Source organism: Mucilaginibacter boryungensis, assembly GCF_015221995.1.
Classification (GTDB): Bacteria; Bacteroidota; Bacteroidia; order Sphingobacteriales; family Sphingobacteriaceae; genus Mucilaginibacter; species Mucilaginibacter boryungensis.
On record NZ_JADFFM010000001.1, the window covers coordinates 2,475,295 to 2,497,656 of the forward strand.

18 protein-coding genes are annotated in these 22,362 nt (G+C 44.0%); 9 read left to right on the plus strand and 9 right to left on the minus strand.

All coding sequences use genetic code 11. The annotated features are described in order from the left end of the window. Positions 1–113 precede the first annotated feature (113 nt). The 5 genes from IRJ18_RS10380 to IRJ18_RS10400 form a co-directional block, all read right to left on the minus strand. Entirely contained in the window at positions 114–4,466 is a 4,353-nt protein-coding gene (locus IRJ18_RS10380; protein WP_194106109.1) for an endonuclease/exonuclease/phosphatase family protein, read from the minus strand. Between the two features lie 39 nt (positions 4,467–4,505). Further along, positions 4,506–6,488 carry an endonuclease/exonuclease/phosphatase family protein gene (locus tag IRJ18_RS10385; RefSeq protein ID WP_194106110.1) on the minus strand — a complete coding sequence of 661 codons (1,983 nt, stop codon included), beginning with the start codon at positions 6,486–6,488 and terminating at the stop codon, positions 4,506–4,508. An 84-nt stretch (positions 6,489–6,572) separates the two neighbouring features. Then, on the minus strand, positions 6,573–8,468 hold the full coding sequence (locus IRJ18_RS10390; RefSeq protein WP_194106111.1) for a DUF5689 domain-containing protein: 1,896 nt from the start codon (positions 8,466–8,468) through the stop codon (positions 6,573–6,575). Between the two features lie 43 nt (positions 8,469–8,511). Next, positions 8,512–10,026: a SusD/RagB family nutrient-binding outer membrane lipoprotein gene (locus IRJ18_RS10395; RefSeq protein ID WP_194106112.1), complete on the minus strand. Its 1,515-nt coding sequence runs from the start codon at positions 10,024–10,026 to the stop codon at positions 8,512–8,514. Positions 10,027–10,028: 2 nt separating this feature from the next. Then, complete coding sequence (locus IRJ18_RS10400; RefSeq protein WP_194106113.1) at positions 10,029–13,526, minus strand: SusC/RagA family TonB-linked outer membrane protein; 3,498 nt, start codon at positions 13,524–13,526, stop codon at positions 10,029–10,031. 465 nt (positions 13,527–13,991) lie between these two features. Between IRJ18_RS10400 and IRJ18_RS10405 the strand changes: the two genes are divergently transcribed. The 9 genes from IRJ18_RS10405 to IRJ18_RS10445 all read left to right on the plus strand — a co-directional run bounded on the left by IRJ18_RS10405 (position 13,992) and on the right by IRJ18_RS10445 (position 19,850). Beyond that, entirely contained in the window at positions 13,992–14,564 is a 573-nt protein-coding gene (locus IRJ18_RS10405) for an RNA polymerase sigma-70 factor (protein ID WP_194106114.1), read from the plus strand. Between the two features lie 92 nt (positions 14,565–14,656). After that, positions 14,657–15,631 (plus strand): FecR family protein, encoded by a 975-nt coding sequence (locus tag IRJ18_RS10410; protein ID WP_194106115.1) that lies wholly within the window; start codon positions 14,657–14,659, stop codon positions 15,629–15,631. A 42-nt stretch (positions 15,632–15,673) separates the two neighbouring features. Next, positions 15,674–16,252, plus strand: coding sequence for a Crp/Fnr family transcriptional regulator (locus IRJ18_RS10415; RefSeq protein ID WP_194106116.1), 579 nt, complete (start codon positions 15,674–15,676; stop codon positions 16,250–16,252). Between the two features lie 71 nt (positions 16,253–16,323). Beyond that, a complete protein-coding gene (locus IRJ18_RS10420; RefSeq protein WP_194106117.1) occupies positions 16,324–16,716 on the plus strand; it encodes a DUF4267 domain-containing protein in 393 nt (130 codons plus the stop codon). Further along, positions 16,713–17,225 carry a cupin domain-containing protein gene (locus IRJ18_RS10425; protein WP_194106118.1) on the plus strand — a complete coding sequence of 171 codons (513 nt, stop codon included), beginning with the start codon at positions 16,713–16,715 and terminating at the stop codon, positions 17,223–17,225. Before IRJ18_RS10420 ends, IRJ18_RS10425 begins: the two co-directional genes overlap by 4 nt. Before the next feature lie 102 nt (positions 17,226–17,327). Then, complete coding sequence (locus tag IRJ18_RS10430; RefSeq protein WP_194106119.1) at positions 17,328–17,828, plus strand: cupin domain-containing protein; 501 nt, start codon at positions 17,328–17,330, stop codon at positions 17,826–17,828. Between the two features lie 188 nt (positions 17,829–18,016). Continuing rightward, complete coding sequence (locus IRJ18_RS10435) at positions 18,017–18,961, plus strand: bifunctional helix-turn-helix transcriptional regulator/GNAT family N-acetyltransferase (RefSeq protein WP_194106120.1); 945 nt, start codon at positions 18,017–18,019, stop codon at positions 18,959–18,961. 3 nt (positions 18,962–18,964) lie between these two features. Continuing rightward, on the plus strand, positions 18,965–19,375 hold the full coding sequence (locus IRJ18_RS10440) for a DUF2000 domain-containing protein (RefSeq protein WP_194106121.1): 411 nt from the start codon (positions 18,965–18,967) through the stop codon (positions 19,373–19,375). A 94-nt stretch (positions 19,376–19,469) separates the two neighbouring features. Next, entirely contained in the window at positions 19,470–19,850 is a 381-nt protein-coding gene (locus tag IRJ18_RS10445) for a hypothetical protein (RefSeq protein ID WP_194106122.1), read from the plus strand. Positions 19,851–20,139: 289 nt separating this feature from the next. Here the strand turns inward: IRJ18_RS10445 and IRJ18_RS10450 are convergent, their stop codons facing one another. The 4 genes from IRJ18_RS10450 to IRJ18_RS10465 all read right to left on the minus strand — a co-directional run bounded on the left by IRJ18_RS10450 (position 20,140) and on the right by IRJ18_RS10465 (position 22,334). Next, positions 20,140–20,475 carry a hypothetical protein gene (locus tag IRJ18_RS10450; protein WP_194106123.1) on the minus strand — a complete coding sequence of 112 codons (336 nt, stop codon included), beginning with the start codon at positions 20,473–20,475 and terminating at the stop codon, positions 20,140–20,142. A 61-nt stretch (positions 20,476–20,536) separates the two neighbouring features. Further along, a complete protein-coding gene (locus tag IRJ18_RS10455; RefSeq protein WP_194106124.1) occupies positions 20,537–21,151 on the minus strand; it encodes a class I SAM-dependent methyltransferase in 615 nt (204 codons plus the stop codon). Between the two features lie 64 nt (positions 21,152–21,215). Continuing rightward, positions 21,216–21,653, minus strand: a complete 438-nt coding sequence (locus IRJ18_RS10460) for a carboxymuconolactone decarboxylase family protein (RefSeq protein WP_194106125.1) — start codon at positions 21,651–21,653, stop codon at positions 21,216–21,218. 108 nt (positions 21,654–21,761) lie between these two features. Beyond that, positions 21,762–22,334 carry a Crp/Fnr family transcriptional regulator gene (locus IRJ18_RS10465; protein ID WP_194106126.1) on the minus strand — a complete coding sequence of 191 codons (573 nt, stop codon included), beginning with the start codon at positions 22,332–22,334 and terminating at the stop codon, positions 21,762–21,764. Positions 22,335–22,362 lie beyond the last annotated feature (28 nt).

Consider the following 22,362-nt stretch of genomic DNA (forward strand, 5'->3'; position numbering starts at 1 on the left):
ATATCATAAAACTTGTCATAAACGACTACGAAACATGATTGGGACGACCTGAGATAACAGATAAGGCGTGCTGTAATAGCGGCGCGCCTTGTCTGTTTTTAAGTAGATACTGATTAAAAAGGAACTTTTTTGCTGATCATCTCTAATCCGTTAAAAACCACCGTGCCGGTAAAAATGCCGGGCCGCAGATTTACCGTTTGCGTGAATATATTTTTGCCTTTATTTAAATGTAACTGGCGTTTCAACAAAATGGGCCCCATAATATCCCTGAAATAAAACTCACCTGAACAATCCGTATCTGAGATGATACATACGGTTAGCACATTGTCCCGGCCCGAGAGCAAAAGGTCGTTGTTGCTCACTTTGTAAGTCACTTCAGCTTTTTCAGAATAAATCGTGTTTTCATCCCGACTTACAGTTTTGATCTGATAGCTGTTATTGCCGCTTACAGGGTTAAAATCGATAAAGCTATGTTTTTGGAGCGTCCCACCCGTTGTATCCGTCTTAAGCTGCCCTAACACCCTGGGAAGCCCTCCATTATCAGTACGAAGAATATCGAAATTGGAATTTGGCATTTCATTCAATGCTTTCCATTTTAGCTCCACTTGTTTATGATTAAGTTTGGCTGAGAACTGTGTGATCTGCGTTTTTACCGGTTCATCTAAAGTCGATTTACTAAACATAAGGAGTGCTGACTCTGTTTCCGAACTCCCGCTTACCCACAGGATATCTTCGGTAGTCGAGGCCGTCGACCTTCCGATCGCCGTGCCACCGGTCGTCGTGTTAGAGCCATTCGTGTATAAGCGGAAGGTAACCGTGGTGCCACCGGGCAGGTTTTGCAGCCTGGTAACTTTAGAAAGATCGACATGCGGCATGAACTCCCCTTCGGAATTTACAGCGATAGCCAGCGTAAACGGATCATCTGTTTTATAAAAGTCCGTACCGTTCAGGCTATATTTCCAATAATAAACTTTTGCCCCGCCACCGGTTGCCCGGATCTTGAAGTCAAGACCGCTCAGGCTGATCTTATATCCAGTTTGCGCGGTCAGGCTAAACCCAAAATACATATTGTTGGCTACTGCCGTGACCGTATCGGTAACATCAGGACTGGACGGGGTGCCGGTCAGCGAGGCGAATGACCTGGCCAGCCCGGTGGGGTTCAACCCAGCACCGCGTACCAATGAAGTTGCGGTTACAGCGCTGCTTACCGTAGTGGCGGCAACACTGGTTTCGTTGCCCGCCGTTGCTGGAGTAGCCAACTGCCAGGCGACTAATTTTACCGGTGCGGCGACGGGAGTTGTGTTGCCGCCAACCGTAAGTACATAATCAGTCGTAGTGGAGGTTGCCGAACGACCAAAGGCAGTGGTTCCGCTTGTCGTGTTCGACCCGTTGGTATACATACGTATATACACCGTCTTACCGGCAGCTATATCCTGTAAAGCCCGGATACCGGAAAGATCAATAGCCGGCTGTGTGTCCCCCTCATCAGCGGTCGCCCCCGGGATCACCCGCGGGTTAGCGATCTTTTCAAAATTCGTTCCGTCCAGACTGTATTTCCAATAGAATACCCGGGCTCCGCCAGTAGTCACGCGGAGTTTGTAATTAAGATCGCTAAGTGATACCTTATAACCCGGTTTAACGGCAAGACTAAAGGTATAATACATATCCTGGGCTACGGCCCTGGCAGTGTCTGTTATTGCTGTGGTCGTTGCTGCGCTTGTCAAAGAAACGAACGTCCGATGGAGCACGTAAGGCGTGCCGGTGGTATCTGTCCCTCTTAATCCGGCACCACGTTGTAAGACACCCCCGCTTAGCGCAGAATCAAGTAAAGACGCAGCAGCGCTGGTTTCGCCGCCGGTTCGCAAAGGAGTGGCGAACTGCCAGGCAGCCAGCGGCGAACTTGTCGGAACGCTTTTTGAAGTACCATTCACAGAAATACCATATTCGTCTGCAGTTCCGGAACGACCTATAGCCGTCGTTCCGGTAGTGGTGTTAGATCCGTTGGTATAAAGCCTAAAGTAAACCGTCTTACCGGCAGCAATATTCTGTAATTCGGGTATACGGGCAAGGTCCAGCTGTGGTTGCTGGTCCCCTTCATTATTCGTAGCCCCCGGCAATAATACCGGTTCGGCTATTTTTTTGAAAGTAATGCTGTCCAGGCTGTATTTCCAATACCACACTTTGGCACCGCCGGTGGTAGTCCTAACCTTGTAGTCCAGGCTGCTCAATGATATTTTACGATCGGGTTTAACCTTTAAGCTATAAGCAAAATACATGTTATTGGCAATGGCCGTGGTGGTATCTGAAACAGTGGCACCTGAGCTTGTAGCGGTTACTGCCACGAAGGTTCGGGTTAGTGCTACTGGTGTTGCATAATTGCTGTTGGTTTGCGTTAAGCCCGCACCTCTGGAAAGTGGCTGAACGGTCACCGCTTCATCGGCCAGACTGGCGCTTTTGGCCACCTCGTTACCCGCAGCGGTTGGTGAAAAAAATTGCCAGGCGGCTATGCGTCGTGTGCTGTCCGATTCTTCTACTACTCCACCAACCGAAAGCGCATAGTCATTGGTTGTTCCCGAATTTGACACCCCTATGCCCACCATATCTGAACTATTGTCCATACCATTGACGTACAATCTGAAATAAACTTTTTTATCCGATCCAAGGTGCTGCAGATCCGGATAGGGAGAAAGGTCGATAGTGGCTTGCGATGTTGTCGCTACTGCTTTAAACAAATAGGATTTTGCCAGGTATTTAAAGTTTATGCCATCAAGGCTATATTTCCAATACCACAGTTTCAGTGTAGAACCGGTTGCCATTAGCCTGGCATCAATAGTTGACAAAGAAACTTTTTGTCCGCTTTTTGGATTGACGACGAATTGAAAATATAAATTATTATTGATCGCCACGGTAGTATCCGAAGCATACAAAGTTGAAGCAACACTTGACGCTGCCGCAAATCCACCGGGCAATGAAATAGTTGACGAAGAGCCATTTACCGTTCTCAAACCTGCACCTCTGCTTAAAGTAGATACATTCATAGCCTGATGGTTGACATTTGAATTGGCCGAGGCCTCTGCACCCGTACTGGCCGGACTACCAAACTGCCAGGCAATTAAGGGAACTGTTTTTTGTGGCACGCCGGAGTTTTTCCGTTTATAAATGGTGAAATCATCAATATCCAGCCTTCCGTTATTGGTTGCGCCAGTTCCTAACTTGTTTATCCTAAAGCGTACATTTCCAGGTATGTCCATGATAAAGGAGGCCTGTTGCTTGTTTAACTGGTGGGTTGAAATGACCGGGCCGGCCGGCGCCCAGGTTAAACCCTGGTTAGTGGAATATTCCAGTTGCCACTTTGAAGTGCTATCGGTAGCATAGGTGCTATGTTGAAATGTAACACGCGATACACCCTCGGTAACATCAAAATTCATCTGTAAATAAGCGGATACCGTGTTATTATTGATCAGCCTTACACCGTAGATCCCGCTCGTGGGTTTATCGTTTGCACTACTGCCACCGATAATAGCATTATTTAACGTCCAGCTGCCAGTCCTGAAAGCGACATCTCCACTGGCATAGGATGTTTTGACCGGATTTGGGTTCTCGAAATCTTCTGGGAACTGCCGGTACAGATCTCCAAGATTATTTGCTTTTTGGCCGACTGTTGCGACTACCGCATAATGGTCGGATGCGGTATGCCCATTAAACAGGTCGAGCGCAACGTCATGTCGGTACGTCTTCCAGGTATTGGTAGCAAAAATATGGTCGACTATGGTTCTGTCTCTGCGATTAATGTCAAATCCGTTGCCTGTGCCCCTTTCTTTCTCGTCATCGATAACTGCCAGGTTTTTGGTATCTTTTAATAAAGTGGAATTATTAAGCGTGATATAATTCGCATCATATTGGGGTGTATTAAGATCCCCCATAAATAAAGTTGGCGTGGTTCCAGCTATGTCGTTGATCTTCTGGAGGATCAACGTTACGCTATTTGTGCGGGCCACCGTTCCAACGTGATCGAAATGTGTTGCAAATGCATAGAAACTTTGTCCGGTTATCTGATCCATAAATTTTGCCCATATACACATTCGGGCAAACTTTGCGTCCCAGCCAACACTCGGTACATCAGGTGTCGCTGACAAATAAAACGAGCCGCGTGTTTGCAGTGTTAGTCTTTGCGTATTGTACATGAGACCGACATATAAGTTTGGAACAAATCCCAGGGTATCATAACGGGTTAATGTATCCCTGAGATAACCTGCCATCGATGCAAGGGTTTCTTCAAACGCAATTACGTCAGGCTTATACTTATTTAACTGCGTGACAACCATCAGTTTTCTGTCCACCCAAAGGTTTCCGGTGTCAGTAGCGTTATCGCCCCGGAGATTGTAGGTCATAACATTAAGGTTTTGGGCCTTAACGGATACGCCGATCAAAGATGTAGTTAATAGGAGTAAAAGTAAAAATCTCATAATTTCATCGGTTTTAATGATCATGTATGTTTATTGGAGTTATTTCTTTTTAATCAAACCTGTAAGTATAAGGGCGTAATCAGCGCCTGATTCGTTGTTTTCATCCCTGTGAACTGAACCAATACTGATCAGATCATCTCGCCCTTCCAGGCCGGCTACATATAATCTGAAATGAACCTGCTGCCCGTTAGTTAAATGCTGAAGGTCCGGATTTACCGAGAGATCGATGGTGGTCTGCGAAGACGCAAAACTGTCCGTAAATTCAAAAGGCTTGGCAAGCGCGCGGAATGATTTGCCGTCCAGGCTGTATTTCCAATACCATATCTTTTTAACGGTACCGGTACTCATCGCGCGCAGATCCAGCGTTTGCAAAGCCGCATCGAACCGGTTTGCTACCTGTACGGTAAATTCAAAAAAGCTCTCTGCCAATATCGCCTCGCTGGTGTCCCGTACTGGTTTGCCGGCGACCACCGTGAATCCCGGGCGGACACTTGCCAATGAACTGTCGCCTGCAAAGGCCGAAAGACCCGCACCACGTTTAAAAACTGTCTGTTCTATCCCTTTAGCATTAAAGGATGATCTTGCTTTCTTTGCGCCCTGATCGGGGAATGGGGAAAACTGCCAGGCCAGCAGTGGCACATTTACCCGCTCGGGACCTGTTGCTGATCTTTTATAAATAGTAAAATCATCGATACTCAATCGTCCGTTGTTCTCAGTACCAGCCATTTTTTTTATCCTGAACCGCACCTTTCCTGTAATATCCAGCACAAAAATTGCCTGCTGCTTTTCTGCCTGATGGCTGACGACAACCGGGCCGGTTTCTTTCCATGTCCTTCCCTGGTTAGTAGAATACTCCAATTGCCACCGGCAGGCGCTGTCAGCCGCGTAGATCCCATGCTGGACCGTAACCCGTGAAGCGCCCTCAGGAACATCGAAATTCATTTGCAGATAAACAGGCTCCGGATTATTGTTGATCAGCCGGACGGCATGGTTGCCACTGGTCGGACGATCGTTACCTATGCTGCCGCCCAGAATACCACCTTTGAACAGCCACTCACCTGTCCTTGACCGCACCTTGATGTTACCATACCGCGGGATCACCGTCGTAATATTTTCAAAGTCCTCGGGAAACTGGCGATATAGATCTCCAAGGTCATTCGCCTTAGGCCCGATCAGGCTCATGACCGCGTAATGGTCAGAAGCGGTATGTTCATTATACAATTCGGTCAGTATGTTATATTCGTACGACTGGAGTTTCCCGGAAAGAAAAATATGATCGACCCTAATTCTTTGCCGGCGGTGGATATTGAAGCCATTACCTGTTCCCCGCAGCTTTTCATGATTATTCAATGCAAGGTTGTAACAGTCTTTGAACAGCCCTGAATTATTGACGTTCAAATAATTGGGATCGTACTGGGTAGTATTCAGGTCCCCCATCAATATCTGGTCTGCATTACCCGCAATCTGTTTGGATTTTTCGAGTAATAATTTAATGCTATTTGTCCGCGACATTACCCCTACGTGATCGAAGTGGGAATTGAATATAGTATATTCATGACCGGTTAAACGATCTTTGAACCTGCCCCATACACACATTCTTTTAAATTTCGCATCCCAGCCTTTGCTTTCCTGGTCAGGTGTTGCGGAAAGATAAAAGTTTCCATGATCAAGCAGGGCTAACCTGCGTTTATTATAAAGGATACCCGTTGTTACTTTAGTAAAGGCGCCAATACTATCTAGATCGGGTATGGTGCTCATAAGGTCGACTACCATGTTTACGTTGGTTTCCTGGATCCCGATCAGGTCCAGCTTATGTCGCCTGATCTGGTCGCTAACCATATATTTCCTCGCAGACCATCCATTGCCGACATCCCTTGGGTCATCGCCCCGGAGATTGTAAGTAGCCACTGCCAGCGGCTGGCCCAGCCCAACGAAAACCTGAAGGAGCAACATCAAAGCAATAGTTGCCGGTTTCTTTATCCGCGCTTTAACATGTTTTATTAAAAAGATTTTTTTTGCCATTTTATTTTTTTTGGCATGAGCGAACCCGGATACTGAACTTTTTAGCTCAATATCGGGTCACTCAAAACCTGTTTGTTGATAATTTTAAGGGGTGATCTTTCCGCCTATGCGCAGCACCGGGGTAATGGTATTTACAGGCGTTCTTCCTATGGCAAATGAGCCTGATCCGTTATTCGTAAATCCCCAATTATACATGCGTAAGGTCACCGTTGTCCCTCCCTGTATATTTTGTAACTGTGGCGTTTGGTATAAGTAGTAGGTTGGCATATCCGCGCCCTCTGCATCCGAGCCTTCCCAGTTAATATCCCCGGTTCCCTGGGTTTGCTGGAGGTTTTTATCATCCAAGCTGTAATACCACTTATGATATTTCGCTCCGGCACCGCTTCGTCTTAATTTGACATCAATGGCGGAAAGCGATAAGGTGGATCCCGGCTTTACGGTAAATTTTACCTGGAAATATACATTCTGGCTTACCGCAATATCCTTGGTAGCCGGAATGATGGGACCGGCAGAATTACTGCCGAACGCCCTTGCCAATGCCGATACAGCCGAACCGTTGCCGCGACTTAATACCGCGGTTGTCAAACCGGAAACGGAAGTGGTTGAATTATAAGTTGCTTCACCGCCTGTGCTTTGCGGATTCCCGAACTGCCAGGTTAGCAGATCATTATATACCGGCACAGGATCGGTAATAGGCCCGCTTCCGCCAGGATTTTGGTAAACAGCCAGATCGTCAAAATCGAAACGCCCGTTTTGGTTATTGGTAGTAGAAGTACCTATCCCTAATTTACCGATCCGGAACCGCACCGGTCCGTGCAGATCCAATAAAAATGTAAAAAGCTGCCTGTCCTGGCTAACTGTTAAAATATCTTTTCCAGTCTGGCTCCAGGTTGCGCCCTGGTTTTGTGAATACTCCAGTCTCCAGGTTGATCCGAGATCGCCGGGAGCGGCGTATGCTCCGGCATACACGGTGACTTTACTTGCACCGTTCGGTAAATCATAATTCATGGTGATCCATGAACTGCTCGCAGAATTCTGATTGGCCCTCGCTGCATACAGGCCGCTGACCGGCTTATCATATAATTCTTTAGCCAGCGCAAAATTGGTTAACGTGTAATTGCCCGTTTTTAAATTACCGGTTTTTGTAACGGAATAGCTGCCTCCGTTAAACATGACATCATCACCTGTTTCAAAATCTTCCGGGAATTTATTATAGATCGCTCCGCTTTCGTCGGTAATGGAGCCGGCATTTAAAGGCCAGAGCCCTTTAACCGGGTCGGCAGATCCGGGCGCGGGCGCGCTGAACCGGGCAACACCCGTATAAGATGCGTTAATAGCCGCCAGTTTGCCGGAAAAAGTGGCGGTAGACTCCGTATGAATAATACCCGTTCCTTTGGAATCGGTGATAGGTAAATCACCGCTAAGGGTGTTTCCGTTTGCCGTAGACCCTACATTGGCTACCTTCATCAGGGTACTTTCATTATCCTGGAATTGGTCATTAAATGTCTTCAGGTCCACTATGGTTACAGACGCGGGGACATTGGAGGCGTTAGTGGTGATTTTGTCCGCAGGTACTGAAATCTGCAATGCGCCTTTGTTCCGGCTCATTACCGTCCCAATAACGTTGATCGTTACGGAGTCGCCGAATTTATAGTTATTTGCGCTGCCTCCCTGTACCACGATCTCGATACCTCGTTTCAAACCGCGGCGCGTTTGCTGCATTGCGAAAGTTCCCGCCGGCATATTCCCACCGGAACCATCGGAGATAATCGTTCCTGTCAGATACATTGCGCCCTGCAAATTAGCCGTACTTAGTGTTACATCGCTTCCTTTATAAACCTTTCTGGCATCCAGGATAGAAATATAAGTATTAGGGGTGCCCGATGCCGAAGATAACTCTTTCTTTAAACAAGAAGCGAACAGCACCAGGAACACCGATAGGGCAATTAGTAGTTTATATAAGTTGTTTAACTTGTTCATATGACCCGTGATTATGAAATTTCTTTTATAATTAAATAATTCATTAAGGTTTTTGCCACCAGACTTTATTGACCATATTATCACCGCCCAACCGTGCCACGGCATCGAGGTAATTGGTACGATTCAACGTCTGCACACCAATTGGATAATAAAGCCGTGTAGGCAATATCCTGTTGTTGGCGACGCCCGGGCCGATAGTGAGCGAAGGTTTACCTGTTCGCCGGTAATCGTACCATTGTTCAAAATCCGTAAAGAAAGTGGCAAAGTATTTTTGAGTAATGATCTGTTCCATTTTTTCTGACTGCGTTCCCGATGATTTGAACAGGATGTCGCCGGTCGTTAGAAAGTTGGCCGGCATCGTCAGCCGCCATTGTTCGATAGCGGTCTGAACGCCTTGGTTATAATAAGTTTTTGGGTCGCCTGGGATATAACCTTTTACGGCCGCCTCGGCCAGGATAAATTGTAACTCGGCATAATTAATAATATTACCCAGCAGCGGATCCAGTTTCAAGGATACCGCAAAAGAGGAGCCCCTTGCCGGAACATTATTGTCCGCATACCCGCTTTGAATGCCGGTATAAGCATTATTTACCTTTGTTGCCCAAATAGGAAGCCGCGGATCCCCATTTGAACTCAATGTATTCACGAAGAACTCGCTTAAACTGCCAACTGCTTGAAAATCGTTATCTCTATACCCTGCAAAAGGCGACCGTAAAGGATAGGTTTCACCCGTAAGGTTCAAAATTGCCGATTCGGTATTATTTACAAAAACCGGATAAGTACCCGGAGATGCGGCCACTTGAGTAAGTTTTTGCGCGGCCGTTAATCCATCGATCATAATGTCGGATTTAGCTGAGGCACGCAACAGTAAACGCAGATACAAAGAGTTACCGAATTTCCGCCAGCGGTCTGCTTCAATCACATTGGTGCTGGAACTTCCGTACAGCGCATCCAAACCTTTTTGGGTATCAGTAAACAGTTGTCCTGAAGTTAGTCCGGTCAACAATTTATTCGCTTCTTCCAATTTGCGAAAGATGTCTCTGTATATATCTTCCTGCTTGTCAAATACCGGCGTAAATTGGGCGTCACTTTTGCCTTGAATGGCCTGGGAATACGGAACATCGCCAAATGTGTCGGTAATAAGGGAGGTTGTCCAGGCATCTAAAATGTTAGCGATGGCCATGTATGGTTTGGCTGCCACAGTCGTCGAGGAGGCATTTTTTGATGCAATGCTGTACATGTCCAGAAAATTTGTTTTTTCCAGGTACCAGGCATTCCAAACGAAATCTGAAGTGCTGGGTTTTAAAATATAACGATGTACATCGTTAGCTTCAGTAAATGGTACCGTTACTTGCATTAACTGGTTGTTAATCGAATAATTCCAATTGATATTGGCGCTTACCACAGCATATAAGGCCGGATTGAGTAGCCTTTCCGGCGCTGCCGCACTAACGCCGTTAGGGTTTACATTCATTTCCTTATAATTTTTATTACAGGAAGCGAGCATTAGTAAAAAGATGAGGCCGTAAATTAAATTTTTATAATTTGACTGTTTCATAGTTAAAATTTCACATTAAGGTTAACGCCAAATGTCCGGGTTGCCGGAAACTGACCGATTTCAAATCCGGTTTGAATCAGTCCGTTGTTGATGGTCCCAAATTCCGGGTCAAAGGAGGGCCAGTTGCTGATGATCAGCAGATCTCTGCCATAAATCCCGATGGATGCTCTTTGTACACGCAGTTTGCTGACGATTCTGGCAGGAAAATTAAAATCCAACCGGGCTTCCCTTAACTTGATAAAATCGGTTTTGAACAGGTTGGCTTCTACATTGTCCGTGTTAAAATGTTCAAAATAATAGTTCCAGATCTCGCCGGCCGCAACATCGTTCTTCCGGTAAGTTCCATCCGGGTTTTTGATCACGCCGTCACCAATTAAACCGTTGTATCTGCCGGGTAAGGTACTTTTTAATTGCCCGGTCATGGCGTTATTGGCGTGCGTATGTGAATAGGCTTTCCCGCCAAATTGCGCATCAAACAGCACGTTAACCCGAAAAGCGCCGTATTTAAACTCGTTGCCAACACTGGTTTTCCACTTAGGATAAATATTAGCCAGCAGCCTGGTATTAATTGTTTTAACGGGATAGCCATTTTCATAAACGATCTGTCCATCCGGTGCGCGCTGATAGCCTAAACCGTAAAGGTCACCCATCGAACCGCCTACCCGCGCTTCTATTGAACCTCTTGATCCAGGGCCTTTTTGAAGCTGCAGCGTTTCAACACTGTCGGCCAGGGACAGCACCTTGTTACGATTGGCCGTGAACGTTGAACTTATGGTCCAGGAAAACTTTCCTTTTCGTACGGGCATTCCGTTCAGGGTTATCTCCACGCCACGGTTTCTAACCTCTCCTGAATTAAGTATCGCCGCGTTATAACCTGAGGCACGGTCGACCGGTACACTAAGGATCTGATCTTTGGTGTTACTTTGATAAACGGAGATATCTGCACCCAATCTGCCGCCAAAAAGCTTGACTTCCATGCCGAATTCAATGCTTAATGTGCTTTCGGGCTTAAGGTTTAGATTGGCAATACTTGTTGGATTGGTTAACCCCGAGGGAAAGTTGGTCTCAGACTGATAAACATAAGAAGTCAGATAAGGTGTTGTCCCGCCGCTGCCGACGCGGGCTACCGATCCGCGGAACTTTAGAAATGATATGGTTTCCGGGAGTTTGAACTTATCCGAAGCGATAAAGCTTAGATTTAATGACGGATAAAAAAATCCCTGCACGTTTCCCGACTCCGAGTATAGAGTACTTGACCAATCCTGCCGGCCTGTTATATCCAGATACAGATAATTACTGTAGCTAAAAGATGCTAAGGCATATAAGCTGGTGACACCGAACTGACTACTATAAGGGTAGGATAACGGAAGGTCAATACTATTGGCAAAATTGAAAATGCCGGGCGTAAACAACCGCTCTGCACGGGTCTCGTCTTTTTTGTAGTTGTTTTTCAATATACTTCCACCGAAGGAAATATCGCTGGTAATTAGCTTGGTCAGATCTTTCTTATATTTCAATAAAAAATCAGTATTAATTTCCCGGTTGAAAATATTTTGGGTGCGGTACATCCCGTCCTGATAACTTCTTGTGTTCTTCGGTCGTTGCTGTGACCGTTCGTCATAAGACATATCCAGTGAGGCTTTTGCCGTCAAACTTAGGGCCTTTGTGAACTGATAGTTAGCCTGAACAAATCCGGTTACGGAATTCCGCTTAGATTTATTAAGCATTTCATAAGCCGCCAGATAGGGGTTATCGCCAGCCTGGCTGTAAGGTCGGTTTTGCAATACGTCTTCCTGACCGGGTTTCCAGTATTGTTTAAAATCCTCTATTGAGGCGTTGGGTACCATTCTGATGATGCTGTACATAATCGTCTGATTACTGTAACCCACGGCAGGCAAATTATCACTTGAGCGATTGATATAATTTACTTTGCCGCTGACAGATAGTTTATTGGTAACCTTTTGGCTTACGCTCAGGGCCACAGTATTACGGTCATAACCGGTATTAGGAATGATCCAGTTGTTATGCAAATTTGAATAACTTAATCTTATGGAAGCGTCTTTGGTTACTCCTTCTAAAGAAAGAGTATTAGTAAAAGTTTTACCCATCACAAAAAAATCCTTGCGATTGTTCGGATAGGCTACCCAGGGGGTCCGGGCTGTTCCGGTTGTCTGTGTATTTCGGTCATACTGAAAAAAAGACTGTCCATCGAATTTAGGGCCGAAAGCGTTACTGGTCGCGCCAAGGTTATTGCCATCGACTGTGTTCCCATACGAATAGTAATCTGTTCCTGTATCCCCCTGGCCATATTCATACTGATAGTCCGGCCACCTCGATGCGGTCTCCAGACTGGTGTTACTGCTGAAATTTATTCCGATCCCTTTCGTTTTCGGATTGGCTGATTTCGTGGTGATCAAAATCGCACCACCTGCACCGCGCGCGCCATATAAAGCCGTGGCGCCAGGTCCTTTTAGTACGGAAATAGATTCCACATCCTCGGGATTGATATCGTTAATACTGGTGCCATAATCAGTAGGCGCACCGGTGGGGTCATTATAGGAAATACCGTTACCGGTTGCACGTCCGCTGGAACTGCTCATTACCACCCCATCCACGACGATCAGGGCTTCGGTTGTGCCTGAAAGCGAATTTTCACCACGGAGGATGATCCTGTTCGATCCTGCCGGGCCTCCGTTTGACCTAAGTAGGTTCAAGCCGGCTACTTTTCCGGAAAGTGCATCGGTCCAATTGTTGGAAATGGCGTTATTCAACTGCTCGCTGGAAATCGTGGTCGTGGCATAACCCAGTGCCTTTTCCTCACGTTTGATGCCCAATGCCGTAACCACCACCTCGTTCAGTTGGCTTTGGCCAAAAGAAATCGCAATGGTTACGATAGCCGGTTTATCTGCCAGCACTACAATTCCGGTTGTAGTTTTTGTATTATAGCCAATCATTTTAGCCTCGATTGAATAGGTCCCCGCTGGCGCAACAAAACGAAATCGACCTTCGTTATCCGTTGCCAGCGTCTTTTTTAATTCGATCAGGGTGACCGTAACGCCGGGCATGGGATCGTTTTTTTCATCGACAACGGTGCCATTGATGCCTGATGCAACCTGCCTGCTTGACGGCGTTATCACCCGCTCCGCGATAATGATCTTTTTATTTTGTTGAAGGTAAGTTAATCCGCGCCTGTTCAATAGTCCGGAAAGGACTCGGGATAAGGGTTGATCTTTTACATTGACGCTGATCCCTTTGTGCCGGGCTATGAGGTCGTCGTTATAAATGAACTGTAACCCTGTTTTTTGCTGAACGGTGTCAAAGACCTGCTTCAGGCTGGCCCGATCGATATTCAGGGTAACTTTGAGCTCGTCGACAGTTTGCGCCTTTGTATTTCCGGCAAATAATAGCCAGGCGCACAAAAAAGTTATTAATAGGGTGTAGCCAGAAAAATGCATAGTTTTGCTCATTACCGGCAGAAGTCTGCCGCAATATTTTTTCATAAATTTGATTCGGTAGTAAATGTTAATTGTTACTCTCAACTCATCAGGCCGAGTCGTAATCGTCGTCACTTTGCCGACCTGACATTGGCCGGTAGTATATACCAGCTTTTACTTTGATAGTTCTGAACTAAAAAGCGCGTATAGGAATTCTGGCTTTGTAAATTTTTCTCATATTTTAATCTTGGTTTTGCTGTATTGTCTCCCTAAACAGGCGATAGTAGTATCAATAATAATTCTTTCTTATCAATACCCTGATAATCAATGACTAAAAATTAATTTTATGAATTAAGGAATTTTTGCTGCCGCTCCAGAGATTTAATGTTTGGGATAAATTATTTACTATTGTATAAAATTCAAATATGGATTTGTAACCTATTATAATCCTGGCCTTAATAAGACCAGAAAGATGTTTGTTAACCACAAGCTGGTATTGAGTTAATAATCAGCTGCTATTTTTACGCTGCTATGGCTAACAAAAGACATGTTTCGTCCGACGAGAATGAACTGCTTAAAATGCTTTCGAATGGAAGTCAGGAAGCTTTTGCGCTGATCTACAACAAATATTCCGAAAAGCTGCTGATGTATGTTGGTAAGGTAATTAAGGATGAAGTTGCGGCACAGGATATTGTTCAGGATCTTTTTATTACCGTCTGGCAGCGCCGCCTTGAAATGGAAAAGGTAGAATCATTGGGTGCTTATCTAACCACATCCGCCCGCTATAAAGCATTTACTTATATCAGGAACAATTTATATAAACAAAATTTCGCAGCTTCCATTTCTGCATACCTTGAAAGCTATGATAATTCCCTGCAGGAAACACTGCAGGCCAGGGAACTCGAGACTTTGATCGATCAGGAAATTGAAAGATTACCCGAAAGGATGCGTGCTGTTTATATAATGAGCCGAAAGGAGCACTTTTCGCATAAAGAAATCGCTGAAAAGTTAAATATTGCCGACACGACGGTAAAAAAGCAGATAGGTAAAGTCTTGAAACAATTTAAGTTGAGACTGGATAAATTGTATTCCATGCTTTTATAATTGTAACTATACTTAATATTAAATGAACATAAAATTTATTTTATTTTTATATACTACCTCTACGCTGTTTTTGAGACTTTACGTAAAAGCATATGACTGATAAGCAAATCCAGCAATTAGTAGACCGGTATATCCAAGGGCAGGCAAGTGAAACTGAATCGCGCATGTTAGAGTCCTGGTATGCAAAAGAAGAAAGGCAATCGACCTGGACGATCGATCAGCATACAAAGGAAGATATCATTAATGCTATTGAGCAAAATATAAAAGCTCGGTCATTTACGCCGGCCAAAAGATCAACTGCCCGTTATTGGTTGGCCGCCGCGGCTTGTTTACTGGTTACCTTATCGGTATGGGTTCTCGTCGAAAGCCGTTTATCCAGTACGCATTATCCTGTTGAATATACAGTAATTTCTTCGGCTGCCGGTAAAACACTGAACGTTACCCTTGATGACGGATCGAGCATTACACTAAATTCGGCAACTGTTATCAAGTATCCGAAAAAGTTTGACAGCCGTGTAAGAAGGGTTATAATTGTGAACGGGGAAGCTTTTTTTGATGTCAAACACGAGAATGAACGCCCTTTTATCGTCGAATCCGGCGGTATCAATACCCAAGTGCTGGGGACGGCATTTAATATTGCCAGTTATAAAAATTCAGAGACCATCCGGGTTACGGTGAACCGGGGGAAGGTAAGTGTGACACGGGATGCTAAAGACAGAAATGCCAGCCGGAACAACCAGGTTATCTTGCTACCCGATGATCAAGTCATCATTAACCGATCTGGCGGCGATATGGTCAAACATAAAGTAGTAGCAAAAGACATTTCTGGCTGGACCGCTGGCCGAATAATGTTTGCAGGCGAGTCGATGGCAGATGTAGCTTCCATCCTGGATAGCCGCTTTAAAACACATATTTCTTTCAGCGAGGATACTATTAAAAGGACTCACGTATCGGGTGGATTCGAAGCATCAGATAGTATTGATGACATCCTGTTTGCCTTAGGTAAGGCCAATCATTTTGTTTATACCAAGAAAGGACAACAGATCCTTATCCATTTTGATAAATAGATCATCAGTTAAAAACAATTCTTTTTAATCGAAATCCGTTTAATGATCAAAAGCCTGCTTAATAGCATACAAAATCTGATAACGCTAAGCCCGGAAGAGATTGGTGTAGTAACCGCTTTATTTAAAGAAAAGTCATATAAAAAAGGAGACTTTTTTTTAGAAGAGGGCCGGATTTGCAAATATGCTGGTTTTGTAGCAAAAGGCTTATTCCGCTACTATACCAACCACGACGGCGAGGAGAAGACCTATGCTTTTTCCCAGGAAAATGATTTTGTATGTAATTATGAAAGTTTTCTTTCGCAAAAGCCATCGTCCAAAATAATACAGGCTTTAGAGGACTGCGATGTTCTGATCATCTCCTATGCAGACCTGCAAACATTTTATACCAATATCCGTGAAGGAGAACGTTTTGGCAGGATGGTAATTGAGGCCGTTTTCTTACAGCTACTGAAGGATATAAATTCCTTTTATACCGAAACACCTGAACTTCGTTATGACAGATTCCTAAAAAATCACGCTGATCTGCAGCAAAGAATCTCGCAGTACCATATCGCTTCATTCGTTGGTGTTAAACCGCAATCCCTCAGCCGCATCCGAAAAAGATTTTTTATAAAGCCATAGTTTGTTAACCCAAGTGCATGAATGCCCGCAGTTGCCACGGTAATTTTGTTTCAACATTAAAACAAAAAATCATGACAACAAAAATTTCTTACGCAGTAGCATTTTTATTAGGCCTGGGATTGATTTTCCTGGGCGCCCGTTTCTTTTTTAATCCTGAAGCAGCAACCGCGGCCTTCGGTATACATTTAAATTCAAACGGCGATTATTCTTTCCATTATACTAAAGGCATCAGGGATATTTTCTCCGGCATCCTCCTGTGCACTTTCGTTATAATGAATCAAAGGAAGGCCGTGGGTGTTACTTTATTAGCGGGGGCACTAATCCCGATTGTTGATATGCTTATCGTACTGAGCAAAAGCTACACCGGAGTTGCCCAGGCCCTATCGCATATGATTGCAATCTTCTTATGTTCCGTATTCGGCATCATTTTGCTGGCCACCAAACCTAAAAACGCAGCGCAGTGAAAAAACAAGGATATATTAAGCTGATCAGTTCAGCCGGCAACAATAAATTCAGTAACATAGAGCTGAATATTCTACCAGGCGAAAAAACGCCCTGGCATTACCATAATTTGTTTTCGGAAACATTTGAGGTGCTGAAAGGCACACTGAAAGTGGGAAAAGGTAAAGACATTCGTCATTTAATTGAAGGAGACATCGTAACTATAGAACCTAACGAAAAACATTTTTATCACAATATTTCCAGTGATGAGTGTATCATAAAGGTCAACCTTGATCCTGGCAATAAAAACTTTGAAAACGCGCTTTTCATTTTAAAAGGACTTGCTAAAGACGGCTTGGCAAGCGCGGCCGGAACGCCACGTAAATTTACAGACCTGACCCTTTTTGTTTACTTAAGCAACTCACGAATGATCGGATCGCAAAAAATAGCCGAGCCTGTATTCAATTTTTTCGCAAAAATGGCGATTAGAAAGGGGTATTTAAATAAGTTGATAAAAAAGTACTGTGAATAAATACCATGAAACAATCAGCATGTGGTTGTTCTTAATTTAAGGCGATCATTTTCAGTTTTTAGCAGCGAAAGGTTCTCAAATATTCATTTAAATACAATCAAAATGACGAATTCAAAACAAATGCCAATAATAGTAGATCCCCAGGGCGGAGAAATATTAGCGGTAGTAGGTGGTAACTATCACATACTTGTTTCAGGTAAGCAAACCAACGGCGCCTTTGCTACCATAGAAATGCTGGTGCCGCCTCAAAACGGCCCGGGCCCTCATTCTCATGCAAATTATTACGAGACTTTTTATATCGTCGACGGCGAGGTGGAAGTGCATTCCGAAGCCGGTTCCTACATTGCCAAAAAAGGCGCCTTCGTAGTCATACCCAAAGGCGGCGTGGTCCACTATTTTAAAAATGTCAGTAATAAAATGGCTCAATTGCTTTGTACGGTGGTTCCCGCAGGTCTGGAAGTATTTTTTGAAGAAATAGGCGAGCCAGTAGCAGCCGGTGAATTTCTTCCACCTCCTCCGATGAATCCTGAAACAATTGAAAAATTACGGGCGATTGCGCAAAAACACGGCCAGGAAGTATATCCTCCTAATTTCCTGAATTAACCCTGACCCGATGTGCCGGAAGAACGAAATGGCCTCCCCGTTCATTGCCCTGACTATTTCGGTTAGGCTTGGTATATGATGCTGCTCCAGTCAGATCTTTGTCAGTTTTGAGATTATAGGGTGGCAACTATTGTCCCGATTATAACTTGTAATTAAATTCGTAATTAGTTACGCAATTGCAATTAGTTATGAATTTTTATAATAACGTTGGTAAAATGGGGCTCGGAAGCAGATTAAGGAGATTGGGCGAACTGCTATCCGAGCAGGCATCACTGGTGTATGGACTCTATGATGTAGCTCTCCAACCTAAATGGTTCCCTGTATTTTACGCCCTCTCTGGCGGAGAGGAAAAATCTATTACCCAAATTGCAGAGGAGATCGGTCACTCGCACCCTTCAGTCAGTACAATTGTTAAGGAGATGCTGAAGAACAACGTGGTAACTGAAAGTTCCAATAAAGGTGACGGACGAAAAAACTACGTAAAACTAAGTGATAAAGGACGTTCTATCAATGAACGCATACAGCCGCAGTACCAGGATGTAAATGCAGCTATTGAACGCGCAATGGCCGAGACCCAGTACAACATTTGGAAAGCTGTTGAAGAGTGGGAATTTCTGTTGAACCAGCAAAGTTTGTTTAAACGGGTGGAATCCGAAAAGAAGCGTCGAGAGAGTAAAGATGTGCAAATTGTCCCTTATGCTGACGAATATCAGGCTGTTTTTAAAAAGCTGAACGAGGAATGGATCACCACCTATTTCACAATGGAGGAAACTGACTATAAATCGCTTGATCATCCCCGGGAATATATACTGGACAGGGGCGGACATATCTTTATTGCGCTTTATAAAGGCCAGGCCGTAGGCACCTGTGCACTAATAAAGATGCAAGACAGCACATTTGAACTCGCCAAAATGGCCGTGTCAGTCGCCGCTAAAGGCAAAGGCATTGGCTGGCTTCTGGGTAATGCCGCTATTCAGAAAGCTAAAGAGCTTGGTGCCACGAAACTTTATTTAGAGAGTAATACGATATTAAAGCCCGCCATAGCCCTTTATCACAAGCTGGGTTTTAAAAAAATAATAGGAGTACCTTCACCCTATGATCGCTGTAACATCCAGATGGAATTAACACTTTAAAAAATGTATCCCAATAAGATAATAATCATTTTACGCGACGATTTAAAAACCTGGCAAAAACTAAATGTAACAAGTTTCCTGGCCGGAGCCATAGCTATTAAATTTACGGAGCTGCATGGCAATAATTTAGTAACAGCCTCAGGCAATAGTTATTTGCCCTTTATCAAACAGCCGATATTGGTTTATAAAGCGAATAATTCCGATCAGATGAGTCGGGTTTTTAACCGGGCGAAAGAGCGTGATCTGCATATCGGTATTTATTCATCCACTTTGTTTGCCACTATGACTGAGACGGACAACCTTAAAGCAATAGCAAGCCGTACTGATGAGGATCAAGACCTCGTCGGCCTCGTAATTTATGGCGACAGTAAAAAAGCTGATAAAGCCATAGACGGATTGAAATTTCACGATTAAGACCTGAATTCGAGCTTGCTTTACTTTAACGTATGGTTTGGATATGGAAATATCGGCATACCTGGCTATCCAACGCCATCACATCCTCCGTTAGATGAAACGCTCGCCTATCGTGGCGATGATCAACGATATCGATGAGCAGGAATTGAAATATCCAATCTTTTACAGTTGCGACTGGGATTCCGATGATTTGAAAATTTACCAGCGCATCAAGTTAAAATTACGTGAACGCGGGTCTGATATTCGATTGCTTCCTTCTCCGCATCTATATCTACCTATCGATTCTTTTGAACATAAAAGTCGCTGGGACTACCAGAAAGAATTTTCTGGATTAAAAACAGAGGATTACTCCAATGAAGAGCGCTTTCTAATTCAACAACTGATTAATAATGATCAGTGGATTGAAGAGGAATCAAATATTTTAAAGGACTTGTATTCTTATAACATGGTATTGATCACAGAAAATAAAAGGTAACAACCGCCTGCTCCATATAGCAGTTTTTACAATAGTGTTTTACCAACTAAAAACTCTACCAAGTAATCCTATTTACAGCTTGTTGAATTGAGATAATAATTGGTGCGTTTAAATATACTTACAAAAGTTACTTTAAAATATTGTTAATGATTTTCGCCATTTTTCATGATTTCATCAACTATTTTAAGAATATCCTCCATTTCTTCTAACAGCATCTCACCCGCGCACTTAAGCGGGTAACCAAAGTTACCCGCTTTTTTTATGGCTGTTAGTATTGTAACTTATATAGTTAACTTGCCTTTCCTACTGGTACTACCGTAGCGTTGACCAGATGTTCTTTGGCCAGCAGTTCCAGTTCTCTGTCCACGCATTCCCATGCTGCCTGTAAGCCATCGGTTAAGCCTGCCTTACGAAAGATAAAATACACTGTCTCGCCTTCTGTAAAAACATGGCGAAAACTAAAATTGCCTTTTTGATAACCTGCTGACATAACCAACAGCTCAGCCGGTATTTCTTTCGGTAAAGGCAAAGCTGCATATACCTGCAGGAAACTGGCCACCCTCTCGCCCATTAATTGACTATAATTTATCACTTTTAAATTGGTTATTCTTATCAGTCTAACCATAATCATTAATCCGCAAGAAATGTTTGCCCTAGCATATAAAAAACCAATTATTTTAAATTTGTTATCTGCTCTTAATTACACACCAAGTAGTCATACAACGCAGGTTCTGCACATTGGTGGTTTTAATCGGTTCAAATAATTCACCACCCAATTCGGTAGTATATTTAAGCAGGGCTTCTTCGTTAACCAGGTACCGGATACTGCCATCAGGCAAATAATACCTGCTGTTACCTAAAGGTTTAATTAATGTTTCTATGCCAATGCTTGAAGCCAGCCGGGCAAAAAAGAAACCACCAGGTTTTAACACACGCCACATAGATCGCAGCATGGTATCAAAATGATCATCATCAGTTGCAAAGTGCAGCACCCCGCTGCAAATCACCAGAGCAAAGGAATTATCGGTATAAGGCAAGTCCTCCAAACCTGAAACAACAAAGTTGTTTACCGGGTTACCAGGCGCTAATCGTGCCGACAATTGCTGTACTGCCGCTATTGCGTTTGCATCCGCATCTATGCCGTAAACGTTAAAGCCGTTACTCATGAAATAATGCAGGTTTCGCCCGCCGCCGCAACCGGCATCCAGTATAGTTTGGCAATTGTCAAACCGGCCTTTTAGTAACTGATCGAAAAGGTAGATATCGATATTGCCATGAAGGTCTTTCAGGTTATTGGTCATTAAACAAGTTTAGTAAAAGATTTGCGAAGTTATTAGAACTTCGCAAATCTGCTTACCGCAATTATTATGGTAGTAACAATTGCAATGTTACCCCTATCCTGTTCCAGGCATTAATGGTAGTTATCGCGATAATAATGTAGGCCAGGTATTGTTCGGTAAAAAGTTTCGCAGCAGCATTATAGGTTTCATCGGAAACACCGTGAGTACCTAAATGGGTCATTTCTTCGGCTAAAGCCAATATAGCCCTTTCCTCCTCATCAAAAAACGGTGTCTCGCGCCAGGCGCTTAAAGCATAAATGCGTTGCTCGGTCTCGCCGGCTTTACGGGCATCAATAGTGTGCATGTTAATGCAATAGGCACAACCATTTATTTGCGATACACGGATCTTGATCAGGTCTTTGTGTTTAGTAGTTAATGTGGTGGAGTTTACATAGTTTTCAAGGGCCATCATGGCTTTATAAGCTGCTGGGTCAACCTTGTCCATTTTTAATCTGTTGTTCATGATATTTTAATTTTTGATACACCAAAATTGCACATCAAAGCATCTTAAAAAAATGAACTGAGTTTAAGAAAATCGGGCCTTGCCAAAGCAGGAGTGAATATTAAATCGTCAAACCCTCTTCGCCCTTAGCCTGCTTAAAAATTGCGGGGTAAAGCCCAGGTACGATGCCAGCATATACTGCGGTACGCGCTGTACAAAGCCGGGGAACAGGCTTATAAAGTTACGATAACGTTCTTCATCGCTTTGGTTAAATATAAACCCAATGCGGCGTTGTGCGGCCACAAAGGCTTTTTGCATCATCAGCAAAAAATAGCTTTCCAGTTGCGGTATCTGTTGAAACAGCTCAGCCTGGTTTTTTTCAGACAACAGCAGTAACTCGCAGGGTTCTATAGCCTGGATATAGGTAGTTGAAGGCTTGCTGTTTAGTAAACTATCGTGGTCGGCTATCCACCAGTTTTCCAGGCCAAACTGGATGATCTGTTCGTTTAATTTACTATTCATAAAATACTGGCGCAGCAGCCCTTTTACCACAAAATAATTACCGGGGCATACTTTACCAGCTTGTAACAGGTATTCTTTCTTTTTTAGTTTTTTAACCTCGAATTTACTGCACAGTAATTCCTCATCCTGTTGGTTTAACGAAACGTATTTTTTAATATGGGTTAATAATTCGGGGTACATTATGGTTTGGGTAAGGATCACGTTATTC

Excerpts from the sequence above, each read along its gene's own strand:
- IRJ18_RS10380 (WP_194106109.1), bottom strand. The coding sequence starts at position 4,466 with ATGAGATTTTTACTTTTACTCCTATTAACTACATCTTTGATCGGCGTA.
- IRJ18_RS10385 (WP_194106110.1), bottom strand. The coding sequence starts at position 6,488 with ATGGCAAAAAAAATCTTTTTAATAAAACATGTTAAAGCGCGGATAAAG.
- IRJ18_RS10390 (WP_194106111.1), bottom strand. The coding sequence starts at position 8,468 with ATGAACAAGTTAAACAACTTATATAAACTACTAATTGCCCTATCGGTG.
- IRJ18_RS10395 (WP_194106112.1), bottom strand. The coding sequence starts at position 10,026 with ATGAAACAGTCAAATTATAAAAATTTAATTTACGGCCTCATCTTTTTA.
- IRJ18_RS10400 (WP_194106113.1), bottom strand. The coding sequence starts at position 13,526 with ATGAAAAAATATTGCGGCAGACTTCTGCCGGTAATGAGCAAAACTATG.
- IRJ18_RS10405 (WP_194106114.1), top strand. The coding sequence starts at position 13,992 with ATGGCTAACAAAAGACATGTTTCGTCCGACGAGAATGAACTGCTTAAA.
- IRJ18_RS10410 (WP_194106115.1), top strand. The coding sequence starts at position 14,657 with ATGACTGATAAGCAAATCCAGCAATTAGTAGACCGGTATATCCAAGGG.
- IRJ18_RS10415 (WP_194106116.1), top strand. The coding sequence starts at position 15,674 with ATGATCAAAAGCCTGCTTAATAGCATACAAAATCTGATAACGCTAAGC.
- IRJ18_RS10420 (WP_194106117.1), top strand. The coding sequence starts at position 16,324 with ATGACAACAAAAATTTCTTACGCAGTAGCATTTTTATTAGGCCTGGGA.
- IRJ18_RS10430 (WP_194106119.1), top strand. The coding sequence starts at position 17,328 with ATGACGAATTCAAAACAAATGCCAATAATAGTAGATCCCCAGGGCGGA.
- IRJ18_RS10435 (WP_194106120.1), top strand. The coding sequence starts at position 18,017 with ATGAATTTTTATAATAACGTTGGTAAAATGGGGCTCGGAAGCAGATTA.
- IRJ18_RS10440 (WP_194106121.1), top strand. The coding sequence starts at position 18,965 with ATGTATCCCAATAAGATAATAATCATTTTACGCGACGATTTAAAAACC.
- IRJ18_RS10445 (WP_194106122.1), top strand. The coding sequence starts at position 19,470 with ATGAAACGCTCGCCTATCGTGGCGATGATCAACGATATCGATGAGCAG.
- IRJ18_RS10450 (WP_194106123.1), bottom strand. The coding sequence starts at position 20,475 with ATGGTTAGACTGATAAGAATAACCAATTTAAAAGTGATAAATTATAGT.
- IRJ18_RS10455 (WP_194106124.1), bottom strand. The coding sequence starts at position 21,151 with ATGACCAATAACCTGAAAGACCTTCATGGCAATATCGATATCTACCTT.
- IRJ18_RS10460 (WP_194106125.1), bottom strand. The coding sequence starts at position 21,653 with ATGAACAACAGATTAAAAATGGACAAGGTTGACCCAGCAGCTTATAAA.
- IRJ18_RS10465 (WP_194106126.1), bottom strand. The coding sequence starts at position 22,334 with ATGTACCCCGAATTATTAACCCATATTAAAAAATACGTTTCGTTAAAC.